The sequence below is a fragment of the Nocardioides sp. AX2bis genome, assembly GCF_902506435.1.
Lineage (GTDB): Bacteria > Actinomycetota > Actinomycetes > Propionibacteriales > Nocardioidaceae > Nocardioides.
In genome coordinates this window covers 2,572,818-2,590,798 of record NZ_LR733215.1, presented here as the reverse complement: position 1 = coordinate 2,590,798, position 17,981 = coordinate 2,572,818, and the positions used below count along the sequence as shown (strand labels likewise).

Below are 17,981 nucleotides of genomic sequence, written 5' to 3'. Positions count from 1 at the left end.
CTTGCCTCGCGACTGCGCCCGTCCCGCCCCGCGGCGGGCCGCCGACGCGCACCGGGGCGGGGAGCGCGGCGCCGCGGCGGTGGAGTTCGCGCTGGTCGTGCCGGTGCTGCTGCTGGTCGTCTTCGGCACCATCCAGTACGGCTTCTACTTCTGGGCCATGCAGGGCGGGTCCGACATCACCCGGTCGGCGGCCCGGCTCGCCGCGGTGAGCGACCCGGCCGGGTGCACCGAGTTCCGCGCCCTCGTCGGCGCCCAGGTCGGCGCCTTCGCCGCCTCCCAGGGTGACGTCGCGATCACCCGGAGCTACACCAACGGCCCCGGGAACTCCGACCCCGCCGTCGAGGTGGGTGACCTCGTCACCGTCACCGTCGCCTTCGACAGCACCGACCTGGGGCTGAGCGGTCTGGTCCCCTTCATCGACGACGGCCGGGTCACCCAGAGCGCCCAGGCGCGGGTCGACTACGTCACCGGCGTCCCCGGCGGCTGCGCGTGACCCCCCGCCGGGAGCGGGACGAGTCGGGTGCGGTCGCCGTGATCGCGGCGGTGACCCTGGTGCTGCTGGTCGGGTGCGCGGCGCTCGCCTTCGACCTCGGCAACGCCTGGGCCCGCGCCCGCGCGGTCCAGCTGCAGGCCGACGTCAGCGCGATGAGCGCGGGGCACCTCCTCCCGATGACCTCGGCGAACCGGGGATCGGTCGCGGCCGAGGTCGCGACCTACCTCAACCGCAACCAGCCCTCGGGCAGCCCGACGGTGAGCGGCGCCGACCTCGTCGACGGGGACACGACCGACGGCGAGGTGACCTTCACCCACGCGGACGGCACGAGCTGTGCCGACCAGTGCGTGCAGATGAGCGTGCTCGCGCCGCCCGCGGTCGTCGACTTCGCCTTCGCAGGCGTCCTGGGCTTCGACGGCACCGACGTCCAGCGTCGTGCCACGGTGCGCGCGTTCTCCGAGCTGCCCCCGACCGAGGACGTGATCCCGCTGTGGCTCCCGAGCGGGTGCGGGTACGGGGCGGTCGACGGGGACACCACCCAGGGCCTGTCCCTTCTACCCCCCACCCCGACTCCGACGACGCCGTTCACGGTCTCGCCGATCGGCAGCCACACCCTGAGCGGGCCGGCGAAGGCGGTGGCCCGCGGCGGTCAGGTCTCCGTCACCGGGTGGAGCATCGGCAGCGTCCCGAACAACACCCGCAAGGCCTCCCTGCGCCTGGTGGCGCCGGACGGCTCGTTCTTCGTCGACTACGCGGTGTCGGAGTCGAGGCCGAGCGGCACCCTGACCGTGCCCACCTTCCAGATCGGGCCCGAGGTCTCGTCGACCTCCGGGACGTGGCGGGCGTACGGCCTGCTCGAGGCCAACGGCAACGGTCGGCTGGAGTACTCGCGGACCTCGGTCGAGGTCGTCGTCTCCGCCCCGGTGACGCCGAGCCCGTCCGCCAGTCCGTCTGCCAGGCCGTCCGCGGCGCCGTCACCCTCGCCCGGCGCCACCGCCACCACACCGGCCCCGTCGGCGTCGACCAGCCCGACGAGCGTGCCGGTCGGGTGCGCGGGGCAGGACCGGGGGAACTTCGGGCAGCTGCTGAGCCCCCGCAAGGACGTCGGGGCCAAGCAGTCGCTCGCGCTGAACATGGCCCTCGGGCTCGACCACGTCCTGGTGCCCTTCGACTTCACCGCCCGTACCCCCACCAAGTCGTGCACGGCGGGGGGCGGCCTGATCTCCGGGGCGGTGCCCGACTCCGTCTCCCGCGACGGCAACAACTGCATCGAGGGCGACACCGGCAACGACGGCCCCCGTCTCTTCGACGGCCTGGTCACCGGGACCGGTGGTCATCCGGGCCGCCTCGACGTCGTCAACGGTCCGACGACCTGCGCCGGTCGCTCGGACCGGGTCGTCGGCGGGCGGGCGGTCAACAACGACCTGCTCTCGTGCTTCCTGCGGGGCGGGGCCTCGCTGGCGACCATCTCCCAGGACTCCGGGGTCACCACGGACATGCTCGACGCCAGGGTCCTGGACTCGCCCCGCTTCGTCTGGCTGCCCCTGGTCGTGGCCACCGACCGCGCCCAGAAGGACTTCCAGCCCATCCTCGACTTCGTGCCGGCCTTCATCACCAGCGAGACGACCACGGTGAACGGCGCCTCCACCCCCGCCGAGAACGGCGTCGAGGTCAACGGGAACTCCGTCAAGGTCATCCGGCTCTTCGCGTTCAACAAGGACGCGCTGCCGGTCGCGGAACGCTCCCCGACGACCTCCTACCGCCCCGAGCTCGGGCGCCCCCTGGTCCGGCTGGTCGGCTGAGCCGGCGTCGCAGGCGCGCGGGTCTGCGGGACGAGACAGTCGCCTGGTGGTCGTGATCGTGTCCTCGCAGGTCAGGGTGGGTGTACCCGACGGCGGGACCTTCGGCTGCCCTCGCTTGACCGGTTCCGCGGCCACGACCGGCCGCCGGACCTAGCCTCGGGTCCGAGGTGCCACCCACGCCTCGCTTCCGCCGCCCCCGAGGTCCCCCATGCGCCTTCACCCGACACGTGCCCGCGCCCGGTCCCGCCACCCTGGCCTGCGCGGGGAGCGTGGTGCGGTCGCCGTGGAGTTCGCGCTGGTGCTGCCCCTGCTCCTGGTGCTGCTGTTCGGCATCATCGGCTACGGCTACATGCTGTCCTTCCGGCAGGGCATCAGCCAGGCCGCTGCGGAGGGCGCGCGGACGGCGGCCGTGCTGTCGTCGTCGGACCCGGCGGTCGTCGGCAAGGCCCGGGACGCCGTCAACGGGGCGCTGGGGAGCTGCGGCGTGACCTGCGGGAGCAACGGCACGCTGATGAAGGGGACCGACCCGGCGGGCACCTGCACGATCAGCGCGCGCAAGCCGTGCAGCAACGCCGCGACCGCGCAGTGCGTCGAGGTCTCGTTGGCCTACACCTACCGCGACGACCCCCTCCTGCCCTCGTTCCCCGGGCTGGGCATCGTGCTGCCCGAGCAGCTGTCCTACTCGACCGAGGCTCAGGTGAACTGACGTGGTCCCGGGTCCGAGGTGTCGTCGCGAGCGCGACGAGCGGGGCGCCGTGCTCGCCATCGTCGGTGCGGCCCTCACCGTCATCGTCGTGATCGCGGCCTTCGCCGTCGACCTCGGCGTCCAGCGCGTCGTGCGGCGCGACATGCAGGCGCTGGCCGACGTGGTCGCGCTCGACCTCGCACGCGAGATCGACGGGCGCACACGGGCGCAGCTGGCGGCGGAGGGGCAGCAGACCAGCCCGAGCAGCGCACTGGCGCTGAGCCTGGTCCGCAACGGCGACACGATCGGGGACGACCTGACGGTCACCGTGAGCTGGGGGGCCTGGGACGGCGAGACCTTCGACGCCACGGTGGACCCCCCGTCGGCGGTCCGGGTCGTCGCCTCGGCCACGACGGACTTCGCCTTCGCGCCGGGGGAGGGGAGCGCGACGCGCACGGCGTACGCCGAGGCCGACTCGACCGCCTGCTACCGGCTCGGCTCGTGGGCCGCCGCCATCCGCTCGGGGGACTCGACCCTGCTGGGTCCCCTCAACAGCCTGCTCGGGCTGAACCTCGACCTGCTCAGCTACCGGGGCATCGCCGGCGCCGACCTGCGGCTGGCCCAGCTCGCCGCCGAGCCGCGCATCGGCAGCGAGACGCGTCTGCTGAGCTCGCCGATCGCGTTCGGCGACCTGGTGCAGGCCAGCATCGACGCGCTGGGCAAGGAGAACAGCCCGACCAACAGCGCCGCGATCCAGGGGCTGGGCGTGCTGCTGCGCGCCTCCGCCGGGTTGCCCGCGGTCACCGTCGGTCGCGCGCTGAGCGTCGGTGCCGGGGACTCGGCCGCCCTCGACACGAACATGAACGTGCTCGACATCCTGGCCGGGTCCCTGGCGGTGGCCAACGGCCGGCGCGCCCTGGAGATCCCGAACCTCCAGCTCGGGGTCCCCGGCATCGGCAACGTCTCGCGGACGACGCTCGGGGTGCAGCAGGGGCTCAGCCTGGCCTGTGGGACGCCGGGGTCGATCGAGTCGCGGGCCACGTCGAGCCAGCTCGACGGGACCCTGGACGTCGACTTCGCCAACCTGCCGAGCATCGGCATCGACGTCCTCGGACTGGCCAAGGGGACCCTGCAGACCACCAAGGCGACCGGGTCGCTGGCCGTCCAGCTCGGCGGCGCGACGGGCGAGCTCGTCTCGCCGCCCCCGGTGACGTGCGGGGACGGGACCGCGGGCTCGCCCGACACCTTCACGGTGCGGGTGGCCACCGCCCTGGCCTCGTACCGGCTCACCTCGGACGTCCGGGTCCAGGGCAAGGTGCAGGTCGGGTCCGGCTTCCTCAAGGTCGACGCGCTGGTCGACATGACGGTGCGGCTCACGATGGGCACCGGGAGCGGGCCCACCGGTACGGACGTCGCGCTCTCGATCCCGCCGAACGACACCGTCCCCCGGCAGACGGGCGGCAACGCCGTGCTGCTCGGCGCCGTGGTGCCGCAGGTCCTGAGCAGCTCGGTCGACGTGACCCTGCCGCTGGGCCTCGGGATCAGCCTGGGCGACCTCAAGGCCGGCATCGTGGACGCGGTGGTCGCGGACCTCACCACGGGTGCCGGCGGCTTCACCACCAAGACCGTGGGCCCGCTGGCCGCCAACATCGACCGGTACCTCGTCGGCCCCGTCGCGCGGTTGCTCGGCCTCCGGCTCGCCGGGGCCGACGTGTACGCCGTCAACGCCGTCTGCGCGAACCCCCGGCTGACCGGCTGACCTCTCGCGGCCGCACCGGCCGCACCGGCCGCGAACCGTCCACAGACCCGCCGTCCGCAGGCTCCTCCACAACCACGGCCTCCGACCCGGCGGGTCCGTCCCACCGCAGGCGAGCCTGTCCGGAGGAGGCGTGATGACGACGACGGCAGCGAGCAAGCAGGCCCTGGGTGCCTACGGCGAGCAGGTGGCCCTGCGCCACCTGGTGGAGCAGGGGATGGTCCTGCTGGACCGCAACTGGCGGTGCAGCGAGGGCGAGATCGACCTGGTCCTGCGGGACGGCCCGGCGTTGGTGGTGTGCGAGGTCAAGACCCGGTCGAGCCTGGCGTGCGGCTCGCCTCAGGAGGCGGTGGGGGCGGACAAGCTGGAGCGCCTGGTCCGGCTGGCGGAGCGATGGCGTGAGCAGCACGGGGTGCATCCGCCGGAGGTCAGGATCGACCTGGTCGCCGTGCTGCGCGCACCCCGCGGCGCCGCCCGGGTCGAGCACGTCCGCGGTGTGGTCTGATGCCGTTCGCCACGGCCCGCACCGTCTCGCTGCACGGCGCGGTGGGCCACCTGATCGACGTCCAGGCCGACGTCTCGCCAGGCCTCGTCGGGACCACCCTGGTCGGTCGCCCGGACGCCTCGCTGAACGAGGCCCGGGACCGGTGCCGGATGGCGGTCATCAACTCCGAGCTCCCGTGGCCCTCCACCAAGCGGATCACCGTGCTGCTCTCGCCGGCCGACCTGCACAAGCGCGGCACCCACTTCGACCTGGCGATCGCCGTCTCGGTGCTGGCCGCGGACGACAAGCTCCCGCGTGCGGGGCTCGCGGCGACCGCGTTCATCGGCGAGCTGACGCTGGCGGGTCAGCTGCGCCCGGTCACCGGGGTGCTGCCGATGGTCCTGGCGGCCGCCGAGCGCGGCGTGCGCCGTGTCGTCGTCCCGGAGCCGCAGGCGCGGGAGGCGGCGATGGTGCCCGGCATGAGCGTGCTCGGCCTGCGCTCCCTGGCGCAGGTGGTGGCCGAGCTGCGTGGCGACCCGGTGCCCGACGCGGCCCCGGTCGCCGCGCTGTCGGGCTCACGGCTGCTCTCGTGGCGGGGCGAGGAGCGGATGGAGGCGCTCGACCTCGCCGACCTGCGTGGCATCGAGGACGCCAAGTACGCCGTCGAGGTCGCCGCCGCCGGTGGCCACCACCTGATGCTGTCCGGGCCCAAGGGGTCGGGCAAGACGAGCATCGCCGAGCGGATCCCGTCGCTGCTGCCACCGCTGAGCGCGTCGGAGTCGCTCGAGCTCACCGCCATCCACAGCCTGGCCGGCACGCTCGACCCCGCCACCGGGCTGATGGTCGACCCGCCCTACGCCGCCCCGCACCACGACGCCAGCAAGAGCGCCCTGATCGGGGGCGGGTCGGGGCAGGTGCGCCCCGGGGAGATCAGTCGCTGTCATGGCGGCGTCCTGTTCCTGGACGAGTTCCCGCTGTTCCGCTCCGACGTGATCGACGCGTTGCGCCAGCCCCTGGAGACGGGCGAGGTCAGCATCGCCCGGCGCGAGGAGATGGTGCGCCTGCCCGCCCGGTGCATGATCGTGCTCGCGTGCAACCCGTGCCCGTGCGGCGAGTACCGGGTCCTGGCGCGCGAGAACCGGTGCACCTGCTCGGAGGTGCGCCGTCGCGACTACCGGGCCCGGGTCGCCGGCCCCGTCGAGGACCGGATCGACGTGGTGCGCCACGTCGAGCCTGCCCGGCTCGGCGCGGAGCGCGACCCGATGGCCGTCCACGAGTCCTCCGCCACGGTGCGTGGCCGGGTCACGACTGCCCGGGAGCGGCAGGGTCGCCGGTACGCCGCGGACCTCTGGCGGCTGAACGCCCACGCGCCGGCGACGGCCCTCAACGAGCGCTGGCCGCTCGGTCCCGAGGCGTCGCGCCTGGTCGAGGACGCGGTCTACGCCGGCCGGCTGACCCGTCGCGGCGCGGTGCGGGTGCACCGGCTCGCCCTCACCGTCGCCGACCTGGCCGCAGCCCCGGGCGCCGACGACGGCCCGCCGGGCGCCGACGACGTGGCGGTCGCGCTCCGGCTGCGGTCGGGCCAGCCGTTGCTGGTCGAGACCTTGTCGCGGAGGGCGGGGTGAGCACCGCCGCGGCGTCGGGACGCGTCGACGAGCAGGAACGTCTGGCCCGGGTCGCCCTCGGCCGGCTGACGGAGCCGGGGGACCCCCGGCTGCTCGACCTCGTGGCCGAGCTCGGCGCCTGCCGGCTGCGCGAGGCGCTGGGCGAGCAGGGCGGCCAGGGCGCGCTGGACGGGCTCGCGATCGACGCGTCCGGGCGGGTCGAGGGATGTGACCCGGAGGCCGACCTGGAGAAGGCGGACCGCCTCGGCATCCGCTTCGTGGTGCCCGGGGACGACGAGTGGCCGACCGCGCTGGAGGACCTGCGGTCCGTGCCGCCGCTGCACGCCCGCGGCGGGCCGCCGCTCGGGCTCTGGGTGCGCGGCCCGCTCGACCTGCGGGCGCTGGAGTCCTCGGTCGCCGTGGTCGGGTCCCGCTCGGCCACGACCTACGGGACCGAGGTGGCCACCGACGTCGCCGTGCGGGTCGCCCGGGCCGGCCGGGTCGTGGTCTCCGGGGCGGCGTTCGGCATCGACCAGGCCGCCCACCGGGGCGCGTTCGTCGGCCAGGGACCCACCGTCGCGGTCCTGGCCTGCGGTGCCGACCGGGACTACCCGAAGGCCCACCAGCAGCTGCTGGCCGCCATCGCCACGGAGGGGGCGGTCGTCTCGGAGGCGCCGCTCGACGACCCCCCGACCCGGGTCCGGTTCCTGGCGCGCAACCGCCTGATCGCGGCGCTCTCCCAGGGCACGGTGGTCGTCGAGGCGGCGGTGCGCAGCGGGGCCCTGAACACCTCGACCTGGGCGGAGCGGCTCCGGCGGGTGGTGATGGCGGTGCCCGGGCCGGTGACCAGCGTCCAGTCCCAGGGCGTGCACCAGCTGCTGCGCCGCGGCGAGGCCAGCCTGGTGACCTCGGGCGAGGACGTCCTGGAGCTGGTGGGGGCAGCAGGGGAGTGCCTGGTCCCCGAGCCGAGGGCGGCCCCGACCCGGCGCGACCGGCTCACCGCGCGGGAGCGCCAGGTGCTCGACGGCGTCCCGGCTGCCGGGCCGGCGCCCACCGACGAGGTCGCACGCGGGGCCGGCATGGGAGTGCTCGAGGTCGGGTCCGCGTTGCGGCGGCTGGCCGCGGCCGGCCTGGTCGAGACCGCCCCGGAGGGATGGCGGCTCAGCCCCACGGCGCGGGACGACCTGCGGTGAGACCCCGGCGGCCCGCCGGTCGGCCTCACGGCCCGCGGGTCACCGTCCACCTAGCATGGCGCGATGAGTGCGCCCGGGCCCGACGAGGACCTCCCCGAGCCGTTCGCGCGCGTGCTGGCCGACTACGAGCGGCACCTGGTGGCGGAGCGGGACCTCGCCCCGCACACGGTGCGGGCCTACCTCGCCGACGTCGCGGGGATGCTCGAGCACGCCGCCCGCCGCGGGGCCACGCAACCGGGTGACCTGGACCTGCGGACGCTGCGCAGCTGGCTGGCGCGGCAGCAGTCGCAGGGGCGGTCCAGGTCCACCTTGGCCCGCCGGGCCACCGCCGCTCGCGTCCTCACCGCCTGGCTGGCGCGCACCGGGCGTACACCGGGAGACGTCGGCGCGAGCCTGGGGTCCCCGCGGCCGCACCGCACCCTGCCCGCCGTGCTCCGTGCCGACGAGGCGGAGGCGATGGCGCGCTCCGCGGTGGCGGACGCCGCCGACGTCGACGGCGTCGCGTCCCCGGTCGGGCTGCGCGACGCGGCGCTGCTGGAGCTGCTGTACGCCACCGGCATCCGGGTCGGGGAGCTGGTCGGTCTCGACGTCGACGACGTGGACCGCGACCGGGAGCTGCTCCGGGTCCTGGGCAAGGGACGCAAGGAGCGGTCGGTCCCGTACGGCCGGCCGGCCTCCCTGGCCCTGCAGGGCTGGCTGGCCAGGGGACGCCCGGTGCTGGCCGTGCCGGGCTCGGGTGCCGCCCTGTTCCTCGGGGCCCGCGGCGGTCGGCTCGACCAGCGCGCCGTGCGGACCGTGGTCCACCGGCAGGCGGCGACGGTGCCCGGGGCGCCGGACATCGGTCCCCACGGCCTGCGCCACTCCGCAGCCACGCACCTGCTCGAGGGTGGCGCGGACCTGCGGTCGGTGCAGGAGATCCTCGGCCACTCCTCCCTCGCGACCACGCAGCGCTACACGCACGTGACGACCGAGCGGCTCCGCCGCGCCTACCAGCAGGCGCACCCCCGTGCGTGAGACCAGGCGGGGAGCCGGCGCACTGCTCCTCGCCCCGCTCCTCGTCCCGGTCCTGCTCGCCTCGCTCGTCGCCTGCGGCGCAGGGCGCTCCGACGAGGGGTCGCCGCCCGCGCAGGACGACACCTCGGTCTACGACGACGTCCGCGCCACGGCGTCCTTCGACCGTCGCTTCCGCGAGGACTACGAGGCGCTGCTCGAGCTGCCCGACGGGCGGGCGGTGCTGCTGCGCTACGCGCCCGGGGGCGGCAGTCTGCTCGAGCAGCACTACTCGCCCCAGGACGACGCCTGGACGAGCCCGCAGGTCCTGGTCGAGTCGACGGAGCCCGACCCCTGCCAGGGCATCGACCTGACCACCGACGGTGACGGTCTCGTCGCCGCTGTCGCCGACTTCGGTCTGTACTGCTACGACGGCGAGCCCCCGCAGCAGTCCCTGGCCCTGGCCAGCGACGGCGACCTCACCGAGTGGGACGTCGACAGCACCGAGGGTTTCGACGGGTGGACCGACCTGGCCGCGGTGGACGGCACCGCCACCTGGCGAGGCGGTCAGGGCGAGAGGCTCACCTGGAACGCCGCTGACGGGTTCGGCCGGTAGCCGGGGGGAGCGGTGGCCACCACCAGCGACGCCCCCGCGACGAGGGGCAGCAGCCGCACCGGCCCGGCACCCACCAGCAGCAGCGGGTCCAGGTAGGTCTGCCCGGCGATCCAGCCCCAGTGCAGGCAGGTCGCGGGGAAGCAGTGGGAGGCCGGGCCCGGGCGTACCCGGCCCACCGGATCGCCGGCGTCCACCTCCGCCCCGGACCGGACCGAGGCGTCGACGGGCTCGTAGGTGGTGCGGGTGTCCCCGTGGTCGACCACCACGACGCCGCGCCCCGCGATGCTGCCCGCGAAGGTGACGGTGCCGGGCAGGGCGGCGCGCACGGGCTGGCCCGCGGCGGCGGCGAGGTCGACGCCGCGGTGACCGGCGGCGTACGGCGTGGGCGGCGGTGCGAAGAGGTGCGCGACCGCCGGCTGCGGGCGCAGCGGCCAGGTGCCGACCGGCACCTGCTCCGCCGCGCTCCCCGGCAGCGGGCACGTCACGAGCAGCAGCAGGGCGAGCAGCAGCGGGGCGAGGCGTCGGTACCGGGTCGGGGTCACCGCCTCATCGAAGGGGACCCGGGGGAGCGGGGGAGTCCTGCCGCCTGCCACCGGTGGACCAGGTCGCCGGACGGGGCCGCTGTGGACGGGGCCGGGCCGATTGGCCGCGTGCGCGGGCCTGGACTACCCTGGAGCGGATCGGTCCCCGGACCGAAATTCGCACGTCCACCGACCACGACGGTGCTCCCCGGAGCCCCGACCTCCCGTGGGTGTCGGTCCCCAGGTCCCAGCCGCTCGCCGCGAGGCGTCGGACGGGTGGGGTCGCACGTGGGCGTCAGGGCGACCGGCACCAGCCGGGCGCATCAACTCTGAACACGACCGGAGCACGTCCCGGTCCGTCCTGTGCCAAGGGCGGACGCACGGGGTGCGCTCCACACAGGAGAACATCACCATGGCAGTCGTCACCATGCGCCAGCTCCTCGAGAGCGGCGTCCACTTCGGGCACCAGACCCGTCGCTGGAACCCCAAGATGAAGCGCTTCATCATGACCGAGCGCAACGGCATCTACATCATCGACCTGCAGCAGTCGCTGTCCTACATCGACACCTCGTTCGCCTTCATCAAGGAGACGGTGTCCCGCGGCGGCGCGATCATGTTCGTCGGCACGAAGAAGCAGGCCCAGGAGGCCATCGCCGAGCAGGCGACGCGCGTCGGCATGCCCTACGTCAACCAGCGCTGGCTCGGTGGCATGCTCACCAACTTCCAGACGGTGCACCAGCGGATCAACCGCCTCAAGGAGCTCGACGACGTCGACTTCGACGACGTGGCCGGCTCCAGCCGCACCAAGAAGGAGCTCCTGCAGATGAAGCGGGAGCGCGACAAGCTCGACAAGACCCTGGGCGGGATCCGGGACATGACCCGCGTCCCCGCCGCGGTCTGGGTGGTCGACACCAAGAAGGAGCACCTCGCCGTCGAGGAGTGCCGCAAGCTGAAGATCCCGATCATCGGGATCCTTGACACCAACTGCGACCCCGACGAGGTCGACTTCCCGATCCCGGGCAACGACGACGCCATCCGCGCCGTCGGTCTGCTGACCCGCGTGATCGCCGACGCCGTCGCCGAGGGCCTGATGGCCCGCTCCGGTGGCAAGGCCTCCGCCGGCACCGGCACCACCGAGGAGCCGCTGGCCGAGTGGGAGCGCGAGCTGCTCGCCGGTGACGCCGACAAGGCCGCCGTGGCCGCGACCGGTGGCGACGCCGCCGCGACGACCCCGGCCGCCGAGGGCACGGGTGCCTCCTCCGAGGCCGCCGAGTCCGCCGCTGCCGCGGCCCCCGCCGCCGAGGCCACCCCGGCCGCGCCGGCCCCGGCCGCCGAGGGCGAGACCGCCGAGGCTCCCGCCGAGACCGAGGCCCCCGCCGCCGAGGCCCCCGCCGACGCCGAGGCGTCGACCACCGAGGCCTGAGCCTCACCCGCACCAACCCGTACGACCGGACCACCCCGCCGCGCCCGCGTGGCGGGGTGGTGCGGTCACGTAGCACGTAAAGAGTCGAGGGAGACGAACTGATGGCAAGCTTCACCGCTGCCGACGTCAAGAAGCTGCGCGAGCAGACCGGCGCCGGGATGATGGACTGCAAGAAGGCGCTCGAGGAGGCCGAGGGCGACCACGGCCAGGCCGTCGAGCTGCTCCGCGTCAAGGGCGCCGCGAAGGCCGCCAAGCGCGGCGCCGAGCGCGAGGCCTCCGCCGGCCTCGTCGTCACCTCCGGTGGCGCGCTCGTCGAGATCAAGTGCGAGACCGACTTCGTGGCCAAGAACGAGGACTTCGTCGCGACCGCCCAGCGCATCGTCGAGGCCGCCGAGTCCGCCCAGGCCGGCGACGTCGAGGCGGTCAAGGCCGTGCCGCTGGACGGCAAGACCATCGGGGAGGTCGTCGAGGAGCTCGCGATCACCATCGGGGAGAAGATCGAGCTGGGCCGCGTGGCCTACTTCGAGGGCCCCGTCGTGACCTACCTCCACCGCCGTGCCGCCGACCTGCCCCCCGCCGTGGGCGTCCTGGTCGAGTACGAGGGTGACGCCGACGCCGCCCGCGGTGCCGCCATGCAGGTCGCCGCGATGCGTCCGCAGTTCCTGACCCGCGACGAGGTCCCGGCCGACGTCGTGGCCAAGGAGCGCGAGATCGCCGAGGCCACCTCCCGCGAGGAGGGCAAGCCCGAGCAGGCGATCGCCAAGATCACCGAGGGCCGCCTCAACGGCTTCTTCAAGGACGTCGTGCTGCTCGAGCAGCCGTCGGTGACCGAGAACAAGAAGAGCGTGCAGGCCGTCCTCGACGCCTCCGGCACCACCGTGAAGCGGTTCGCCCGTTTCGAGGTCGGCGCCTGATCGGCTAGGTTGCCCGAACACGCAGGAGGCCGGTTCGATGAGGAGGAGACGACTCATCGGGCCGGCCTCTTCGTGTGCCCCTGCCCGCTCCACCCCCAGGAGGACCCGGCCGTGACCGGATACAACCGTGTGCTGCTCAAGCTGTCCGGCGAGGTCTTCGGCGGCGGCAAGGTGGGCATCGACCCCGACGTCGTCCAGCGGATCGCTCAGGAGATCGCCGAGGTCGTGCAGACCGGGACCCAGGTCGCGGTGGTGACCGGCGGCGGGAACTTCTTCCGCGGCGCCGAGCTCCAGCAGCGCGGCATGGACCGCGTGCGTGCCGACTACATGGGCATGCTCGGGATCGTCATGAACTGCCTGGCCCTCCAGGACTTCCTGGAGAAGCTGGGCATCGACACCCGGGTCCAGACCGCCATCACCATGGGCCAGGTCGCGGAGCCGTACGTCCCCCGCCGCGCCATCCGCCACATGGAGAAGGGGCGCGTGGTGATCTTCGGCGCCGGGATGGGCATGCCGTTCTTCTCCACCGACACCGTGGCGGTCCAGCGCGCGCTCGAGAGCCGCTGCGACATCGTGCTCTACGACAAGTCCGGCGTCGACGGCATCTACTCCGCGGACCCGAAGAAGGACCCGAGCGCCACCAAGTTCGACGAGCTCACCTACGACGAGGCCATCAGCCGAGGTCTGCAGATCATGGACCAGACGGCCTTCACGCTGTGCAGCGAGAACAAGCTGCCGATGATCGTCTTCGGCATGGCCGACGAGGGTGCGATCCTCAAGGCGGTGCGGGGTGAGAAGATCGGGACGTTGGTGCACCCCGGCTGACGCCCCGCTGACCGCGGGCAGTCTCCGGCGGTCGCACCCGTACGTCCTCGCACCACCGATCCCCAGGAGCTCCCCGTGATCAACGACATCCTCAACGAGGCCGACGCCAAGATGGCCAAGTCGGTCGAAGCGACGCGTGAGGACTTCGCCGCGATCCGTGCGGGTCGGGCGCACCCCAGCATGTTCAGCAAGATCCTCGTCGACTACTACGGCTCGCCCACGCCGCTGCAGCAGCTGGCCTCCTTCACCGCCCCCGAGGCCCGGGTCATCCTGATCCAGCCCTACGACCAGGGCGCGATGAAGGGCATCGAGCGCGCGATCCGCGACTCCGACCTCGGCGTGAACCCCGCCGACGACGGCAAGATGATCCGCTGCGTGTTCCCCGAGCTCACCGAGGAGCGCCGCAAGGAGTACATCAAGGTCGCCCGCGGCAAGGCCGAGGACGGGCGGGTGGCCGTGCGCAACCTGCGCCGCACCTCCAAGCAGAACCTCGAGAAGCTCGAGAAGGACGGCGAGGTCGGCAAGGACGACGTCACCGGGGCCGAGAAGCGCCTCGACGGCGTCACCAAGAAGCACACCGACGCGATCGACGACATGCTCAAGGCCAAGGAGTCGGAGCTGATCGAGGTCTGAGGACCTCGACGCGACCGCCGCCGGGATGAGCACCCCACCCGACACCCCGTCCCCGACGAGCCCCGGCCCGCCCTCCGGCGGGCAGGTGCCCGGTCGGCCCTACCCGACCCCGGCGCAGCGCAAGGACCACGGGCGGGCGGGGCGCAACCTGCCCGCGGCCGTGGGCTCCGCCGTGCTGCTCCTCGGCCTGGTCGGCGGCACGCTGTACTTCGTCAAGCCGGTCTTCATGCTCGTCGTGGTGGCCGCCGTGGTCGTCGCCGTGTGGGAGCTGCACCGGGGGCTCCTGGCCAAGGGCATCGACATCCCCGAGCAGCCGATCATGCTCGGCGGCGGCGTCATGGTCGTGGTGGCCTTCGTCTGGGGTGCCGAGGCGCTGGTCACCGCGACGGCCGTCACCGCGCTCGTGGTGATGCTGTGGCTGCTGCGCCGGGGGATCGACGGCTACGTCCAGAACGCCACCGCAGCCGTCTTCACCGTCGTCTACGTGCCGTTCCTCGGCTCGTTCGTGGCCCTGCTGCTTCGCGAGGGCGGGCTGACCGGCAACGGTCTCGGCGACGACGGCGTGGCCGGGGTCATCGTCTTCATCGTGGTCACCATCGCCTCCGACATCGGCGGCTACGTCGCCGGCGTGCTGTTCGGCAAGCACCCGATGGCCCCGGTCATCTCGCCGAAGAAGTCCTGGGAGGGCTTCGCCGGGTCGTTCGTGTTCACCGCCGCGGCCGGTGTCGCGCTGGTGGTCCTGCTGCTCGACGGCGACTGGTGGGTCGGCATCGCCCTGGGCCTGATCGCGGTCGTGATGGCCACCCTGGGTGACCTGTGCGAGTCGGTGATGAAGCGCGACCTCGGGATCAAGGACATGAGCCAGGTGATCCCCGGGCACGGCGGGCTGATGGACCGGCTCGACTCGATCCTGGCCACGGTCGCGCCGATCTGGCTGCTGCTGCACTACGCCGTCTTCTGACCCGGCCCCCGGCATGACGGCCCTGCACCTGGTGCGCCACGGGCGGCCCGCCGTCGACCCGGCCACACCGGCGTCCACCTGGCCGTTGGCCGCGGGGGCGTACGACGAGGTGGTCGGCTGGTCGCACGGGCTCCCGGCCGGCGCGCGCTGGGCGACCTCGCCCGAGCCGAAGGCGCGGGCGACGGCCGCGCTCCTGCACCCCGGGCCGCTCGACGTCGTCGAGGGCCTCGCCGAGCACCGTCGGGACGCGGGGTGGATCAGCGACTTCCCGGGCACCGTGGAACCTGCGTTCGCGACGTCGGACCGGCCGGCCGCCCCGGGGTGGGAGCCGCTGGACGACTGCCGGGACCGGGTGCTCGAGGCGGTGCGTGGGCTCCTCACCGCAGCTCCGGGGGAGGACCTGGTGCTGGTCGGTCACGGCACGGCGTGGACCGTGGTCGTCGCGACCCTGACCGGGCGGGAGCCCGACCTGGATCGTTGGCGCGTGCTCGGCATGCCGGACCTCGTCGCGAGCCTCGAGGTGCCTACGATCATCGGATGAGTGACGCACCGTCCGCCGCCGAGGCGCCGTCGACCCCGACCGCTGCCGGGAAGGACGACGACGCCGCACCCGATCCGCGGTGGTGGCACCGCGACCACCCCACGTTCACCGCGCTCGCCGGGTTCTTCGCGGGGCTGGTGACGATCATCGTCGTGCCGGGGCTGTACGCCGGCCTGCTCAGCACCCTGACCGACACCGACACGACCGAGACCCTCTTCCCGTTCGTGCTGCTCGTGCTCCTGGTGCCGATCGGGCTGAGCGTCGCGCCCCGGACCCGCCGGTTCGGGCTCTACCTGCTGCTCGGGATGGTCTCGACCGCGGTCGTGGTGGCCGTCGTGGCTGCGCTGGTGCTGCTCGTGCTGGTCCGCACGAGCTGAGCGGCCCGAGCCGGCCCGAGCAGGTCCGGGCCGCGGGTTCGGCCCGGCACCCGCCGCGGTGCGACACTGGGGGAGCCATGCCTGAGAACCCCGCCCCCTCCTCCGCCCCTGCCGTCCCGGCGGCCGCCGCCGTCGCTCCCGCCGAGCCGGCCGGCCGCGCCGCCCTCCCGCTGGTCTTCGACGAGCCGCGCGGACGGGCCAAGCCGCCGCGCCACCTCGCCGACCTGACGCTCGACGAGCGGGTCGCCCTGGCGACCGAGAAGGGGCTGCCGGGATTCCGCGCCAAGCAGCTCTCGAACCACTACTTCGCCCGGCTGGTCGACGACCCCGAGCTGATGACCGACCTGCCGGCCGCCCAGCGCGAGCCGCTGGTCGCGGGCCTGCTGCCGACGTTGATGACGCCGCTGCGCACGCTGGAGGCGGACAAGGGCACCACCCGCAAGACCCTGTGGAAGCTCTTCGACGGCGCGCTGGTCGAGTCGGTGCTGATGCGCTACCCCGGCCGCGTGACGATGTGCGTCTCCAGCCAGGCCGGTTGCGGCATGGCCTGCCCGTTCTGTGCCACCGGCCAGGGCGGCCTGCAGCGCAACATGTCGACCGCGGAGATCGTCGAGCAGGTCCTCGCCGGGGCGCGGTCGTTGCAGCGCGGCGAGGTCCCGGGTGGTCCGGGCCGGGTCTCCAACGTGGTCTTCATGGGCATGGGGGAGCCGCTGGCCAACTACAAGGCGGTCGTGGGCGCCGTACGCCGGCTCACCTCGCCGGCGCCCGAGGGCCTGGGCATGTCGGCGCGCGGTGTCACGGTGTCGACGGTCGGTCTCGTCCCGCGCATCCGCCAGCTCACCGAGGAGGGCATCGCCTGCACCCTCGCGCTGAGCCTGCACGCTCCCGACGACGAGCTGCGCAACGAGCTGGTCCCGATCAACACCCGCTCCTCGGTCGCCGAGACCGTCGAGGCGGCCTGGGACTACGCCCGCGTCACCAAGCGTCGCGTCTCGATCGAGTACGCCATGATGCGCGGGATCAACGACCAGGCCTGGCGCGCCGACCTCCTCGGTGACGTCCTCAACGGGTTCGGCAACTGGGGCTGGGTTCACGTCAACCTGATCCCGCTGAACCCCACCCCGGGGAGCAGGTGGACCGCCTCGGACCCGGCCGACGAGCGCGAGTTCGTACGCCGCCTCGAGGCCAAGGGCATCCCGACCACGGTCCGCGACACCCGAGGCTCCGAGATCGACGGGGCCTGCGGCCAGCTCGCCGCCACCGAGTAGCCGAGATGACGCTTGCGGACAGCCGAGATGACGCTCGCGGCGCCTCGAGATGACGGTTCCGGACACGAGGTTGGAGTCATGACGCGGACGACCCCGCCCGACGCCGCCCGGGTGGCCGCCGCGAGCGCCGCCTGGATCTGGGTGCCCGATCAGGCGCGCTCGATCGAGACCGACGACTTCCTGCTGGTGCGCTACCCGGACTGGTTCTTCCACCCGCTGGAGCTGGCCAGGTTCGACCCCAGCGGCGACGTCGAGCAGGCCCTCGACGCCGCCCTGGCCGCGGCTCGGAGCTTCGACCTCCCCGCCGACGCGGCGCTCACCGCCTGGGTGCGGCTCGGTGCGCCGGAGGGTCTGCTCGAGGCGTACGTCGACCGGGGCGGCGTCGTCGACGAGACGCTCGACGTGCTCGCCCTCGACCTGGCGGACGGCCCGCCCGCCCTCGGCGGCCCCGCGGACGGTGTGGACGTGCGGTGGGTCGACGACGTCCAGGGCCTGCGGGACCTCGCGGCGGTGAACGTCGAGGTGTTCGGGGGGAAACCCGTGCCGGAGGAGGAGCTCGAGCCCTCCCTCGCCCGCTGGCGGGAGACGCGGGCTGCCGGGCGAGGCGGCCAGGTCGTGGCCTACGACGGCGGCCACCCGGTCGGCTCCGGGGGCGTCAGCATCGTCGACGGCGACGTGAGGCTCTGGGGCGGCGGGGTGCGTGAGGAGGCCCGCGGGCGCGGGATCTACCGCGCGATGCTCGCCGAGCGGCTCGCGGAGGGTGTGCGGCAGGGCGCCGGCCTGGCCCTGGTCAAGGGCCGCGTCGAGACCTCCGGGCCGATCCTGCGGCGCGCCGGGTTCGCCGTCTACGGACGCGAGGTCTCCTGCACCCTCGCGCTGTGAGGCCGCCGCGGAC

19 protein-coding genes are annotated in these 17,981 nt (G+C 73.9%); 18 read left to right on the top strand and 1 reads right to left on the bottom strand.

The genetic code is table 11. The features are described 5' to 3' along the window. The first annotated feature begins 1 nt into the window (after position 1). The 9 genes from GV155_RS12375 to GV155_RS12335 all read left to right on the top strand — a co-directional run bounded on the left by GV155_RS12375 (position 2) and on the right by GV155_RS12335 (position 9,623). Positions 2-493 (top strand): TadE/TadG family type IV pilus assembly protein, encoded by a 492-nt coding sequence (locus tag GV155_RS12375; protein WP_160008340.1) that lies wholly within the window; start codon positions 2-4, stop codon positions 491-493. Continuing rightward, the gene (locus GV155_RS12370; RefSeq protein WP_160008338.1) at positions 490-2,295 is read left to right on the top strand and encodes a hypothetical protein; all 1,806 of its coding nucleotides are present in this window, start codon (positions 490-492) and stop codon (positions 2,293-2,295) included. The genes GV155_RS12375 and GV155_RS12370 overlap by 4 nt, the downstream gene beginning before the upstream one ends. Before the next feature lie 283 nt (positions 2,296-2,578). After that, on the top strand, positions 2,579-3,001 hold the full coding sequence (locus GV155_RS12365; protein WP_160008336.1) for a TadE/TadG family type IV pilus assembly protein: 423 nt from the start codon (positions 2,579-2,581) through the stop codon (positions 2,999-3,001). A 49-nt stretch (positions 3,002-3,050) separates the two neighbouring features. Continuing rightward, entirely contained in the window at positions 3,051-4,739 is a 1,689-nt protein-coding gene (locus tag GV155_RS12360; RefSeq protein ID WP_160008334.1) for a hypothetical protein, read from the top strand. Between the two features lie 133 nt (positions 4,740-4,872). Beyond that, on the top strand, positions 4,873-5,241 hold the full coding sequence (locus GV155_RS12355; RefSeq protein ID WP_160008332.1) for a YraN family protein: 369 nt from the start codon (positions 4,873-4,875) through the stop codon (positions 5,239-5,241). Next, positions 5,241-6,845: a YifB family Mg chelatase-like AAA ATPase gene (locus GV155_RS12350; protein WP_160008330.1), complete on the top strand. Its 1,605-nt coding sequence runs from the start codon at positions 5,241-5,243 to the stop codon at positions 6,843-6,845. Before GV155_RS12355 ends, GV155_RS12350 begins: the two co-directional genes overlap by 1 nt. Then, the gene (gene dprA / locus GV155_RS12345) at positions 6,842-8,017 is read left to right on the top strand and encodes a DNA-processing protein DprA (protein ID WP_160008328.1); all 1,176 of its coding nucleotides are present in this window, start codon (positions 6,842-6,844) and stop codon (positions 8,015-8,017) included. The genes GV155_RS12350 and dprA overlap by 4 nt, the downstream gene beginning before the upstream one ends. A 63-nt stretch (positions 8,018-8,080) precedes the next feature. Then, positions 8,081-9,031 carry a tyrosine recombinase XerC gene (locus tag GV155_RS12340; protein WP_160008326.1) on the top strand — a complete coding sequence of 317 codons (951 nt, stop codon included), beginning with the start codon at positions 8,081-8,083 and terminating at the stop codon, positions 9,029-9,031. Beyond that, positions 9,024-9,623 (top strand): hypothetical protein, encoded by a 600-nt coding sequence (locus GV155_RS12335; RefSeq protein WP_201300155.1) that lies wholly within the window; start codon positions 9,024-9,026, stop codon positions 9,621-9,623. Before GV155_RS12340 ends, GV155_RS12335 begins: the two co-directional genes overlap by 8 nt. Here the strand turns inward: GV155_RS12335 and GV155_RS12330 are convergent. Then, positions 9,575-10,165 (bottom strand): M23 family metallopeptidase, encoded by a 591-nt coding sequence (locus GV155_RS12330; protein WP_160008324.1) that lies wholly within the window; start codon positions 10,163-10,165, stop codon positions 9,575-9,577. The two genes, GV155_RS12335 and GV155_RS12330, sit on opposite strands and share 49 nt — an antisense overlap. Positions 10,166-10,556: 391 nt before the next feature. Here GV155_RS12330 and rpsB point away from each other — a divergent pair, with 391 nt between their 5' ends. The 9 genes from rpsB (at position 10,557) to GV155_RS12285 (ending at position 17,968) form a co-directional block, all read left to right on the top strand. Beyond that, on the top strand, positions 10,557-11,567 hold the full coding sequence (gene rpsB, locus GV155_RS12325) for a 30S ribosomal protein S2 (protein WP_160008322.1): 1,011 nt from the start codon (positions 10,557-10,559) through the stop codon (positions 11,565-11,567). Between the two features lie 101 nt (positions 11,568-11,668). Further along, entirely contained in the window at positions 11,669-12,481 is an 813-nt protein-coding gene (gene tsf / locus GV155_RS12320) for a translation elongation factor Ts (RefSeq protein ID WP_160008320.1), read from the top strand. A 111-nt stretch (positions 12,482-12,592) separates the two neighbouring features. Next, positions 12,593-13,306: a UMP kinase gene (gene pyrH, locus GV155_RS12315; RefSeq protein ID WP_160008318.1), complete on the top strand. Its 714-nt coding sequence runs from the start codon at positions 12,593-12,595 to the stop codon at positions 13,304-13,306. Positions 13,307-13,384: 78 nt separating this feature from the next. After that, positions 13,385-13,939, top strand: coding sequence for a ribosome recycling factor (frr, locus tag GV155_RS12310; RefSeq protein WP_201300311.1), 555 nt, complete (start codon positions 13,385-13,387; stop codon positions 13,937-13,939). A gap of 25 nt (positions 13,940-13,964) precedes the next feature. Continuing rightward, positions 13,965-14,900 carry a phosphatidate cytidylyltransferase gene (locus tag GV155_RS12305; RefSeq protein WP_160008314.1) on the top strand — a complete coding sequence of 312 codons (936 nt, stop codon included), beginning with the start codon at positions 13,965-13,967 and terminating at the stop codon, positions 14,898-14,900. A 13-nt stretch (positions 14,901-14,913) separates the two neighbouring features. After that, positions 14,914-15,441 (top strand): histidine phosphatase family protein, encoded by a 528-nt coding sequence (locus GV155_RS12300; RefSeq protein WP_160008312.1) that lies wholly within the window; start codon positions 14,914-14,916, stop codon positions 15,439-15,441. Next, positions 15,438-15,818, top strand: coding sequence for a hypothetical protein (locus GV155_RS12295; protein WP_201300154.1), 381 nt, complete (start codon positions 15,438-15,440; stop codon positions 15,816-15,818). Before GV155_RS12300 ends, GV155_RS12295 begins: the two co-directional genes overlap by 4 nt. A gap of 77 nt (positions 15,819-15,895) precedes the next feature. Continuing rightward, positions 15,896-17,086, top strand: coding sequence for a 23S rRNA (adenine(2503)-C(2))-methyltransferase RlmN (gene rlmN / locus GV155_RS12290; protein WP_160008310.1), 1,191 nt, complete (start codon positions 15,896-15,898; stop codon positions 17,084-17,086). A 78-nt stretch (positions 17,087-17,164) separates the two neighbouring features. Beyond that, positions 17,165-17,968, top strand: a complete 804-nt coding sequence (locus GV155_RS12285; protein WP_160008308.1) for a GNAT family N-acetyltransferase — start codon at positions 17,165-17,167, stop codon at positions 17,966-17,968. The last annotated feature ends 13 nt before the right edge of the window (positions 17,969-17,981 follow it).

What these genes read in the sequence shown, in the direction of transcription:
- GV155_RS12355 (WP_160008332.1), top strand. Translation starts at nt 4,873, where the DNA reads ATGACGACGACGGCAGCGAGCAAGCAGGCCCTGGGTGCCTACGGCGAG.
- GV155_RS12350 (WP_160008330.1), top strand. Translation starts at nt 5,241, where the DNA reads ATGCCGTTCGCCACGGCCCGCACCGTCTCGCTGCACGGCGCGGTGGGC.
- GV155_RS12340 (WP_160008326.1), top strand. Translation starts at nt 8,081, where the DNA reads ATGAGTGCGCCCGGGCCCGACGAGGACCTCCCCGAGCCGTTCGCGCGC.
- rpsB (WP_160008322.1), top strand. Translation starts at nt 10,557, where the DNA reads ATGGCAGTCGTCACCATGCGCCAGCTCCTCGAGAGCGGCGTCCACTTC.
- tsf (WP_160008320.1), top strand. Translation starts at nt 11,669, where the DNA reads ATGGCAAGCTTCACCGCTGCCGACGTCAAGAAGCTGCGCGAGCAGACC.
- GV155_RS12305 (WP_160008314.1), top strand. Translation starts at nt 13,965, where the DNA reads ATGAGCACCCCACCCGACACCCCGTCCCCGACGAGCCCCGGCCCGCCC.
- GV155_RS12300 (WP_160008312.1), top strand. Translation starts at nt 14,914, where the DNA reads ATGACGGCCCTGCACCTGGTGCGCCACGGGCGGCCCGCCGTCGACCCG.
- GV155_RS12295 (WP_201300154.1), top strand. Translation starts at nt 15,438, where the DNA reads ATGAGTGACGCACCGTCCGCCGCCGAGGCGCCGTCGACCCCGACCGCT.
- rlmN (WP_160008310.1), top strand. Translation starts at nt 15,896, where the DNA reads ATGCCTGAGAACCCCGCCCCCTCCTCCGCCCCTGCCGTCCCGGCGGCC.
- GV155_RS12285 (WP_160008308.1), top strand. Translation starts at nt 17,165, where the DNA reads ATGACGCGGACGACCCCGCCCGACGCCGCCCGGGTGGCCGCCGCGAGC.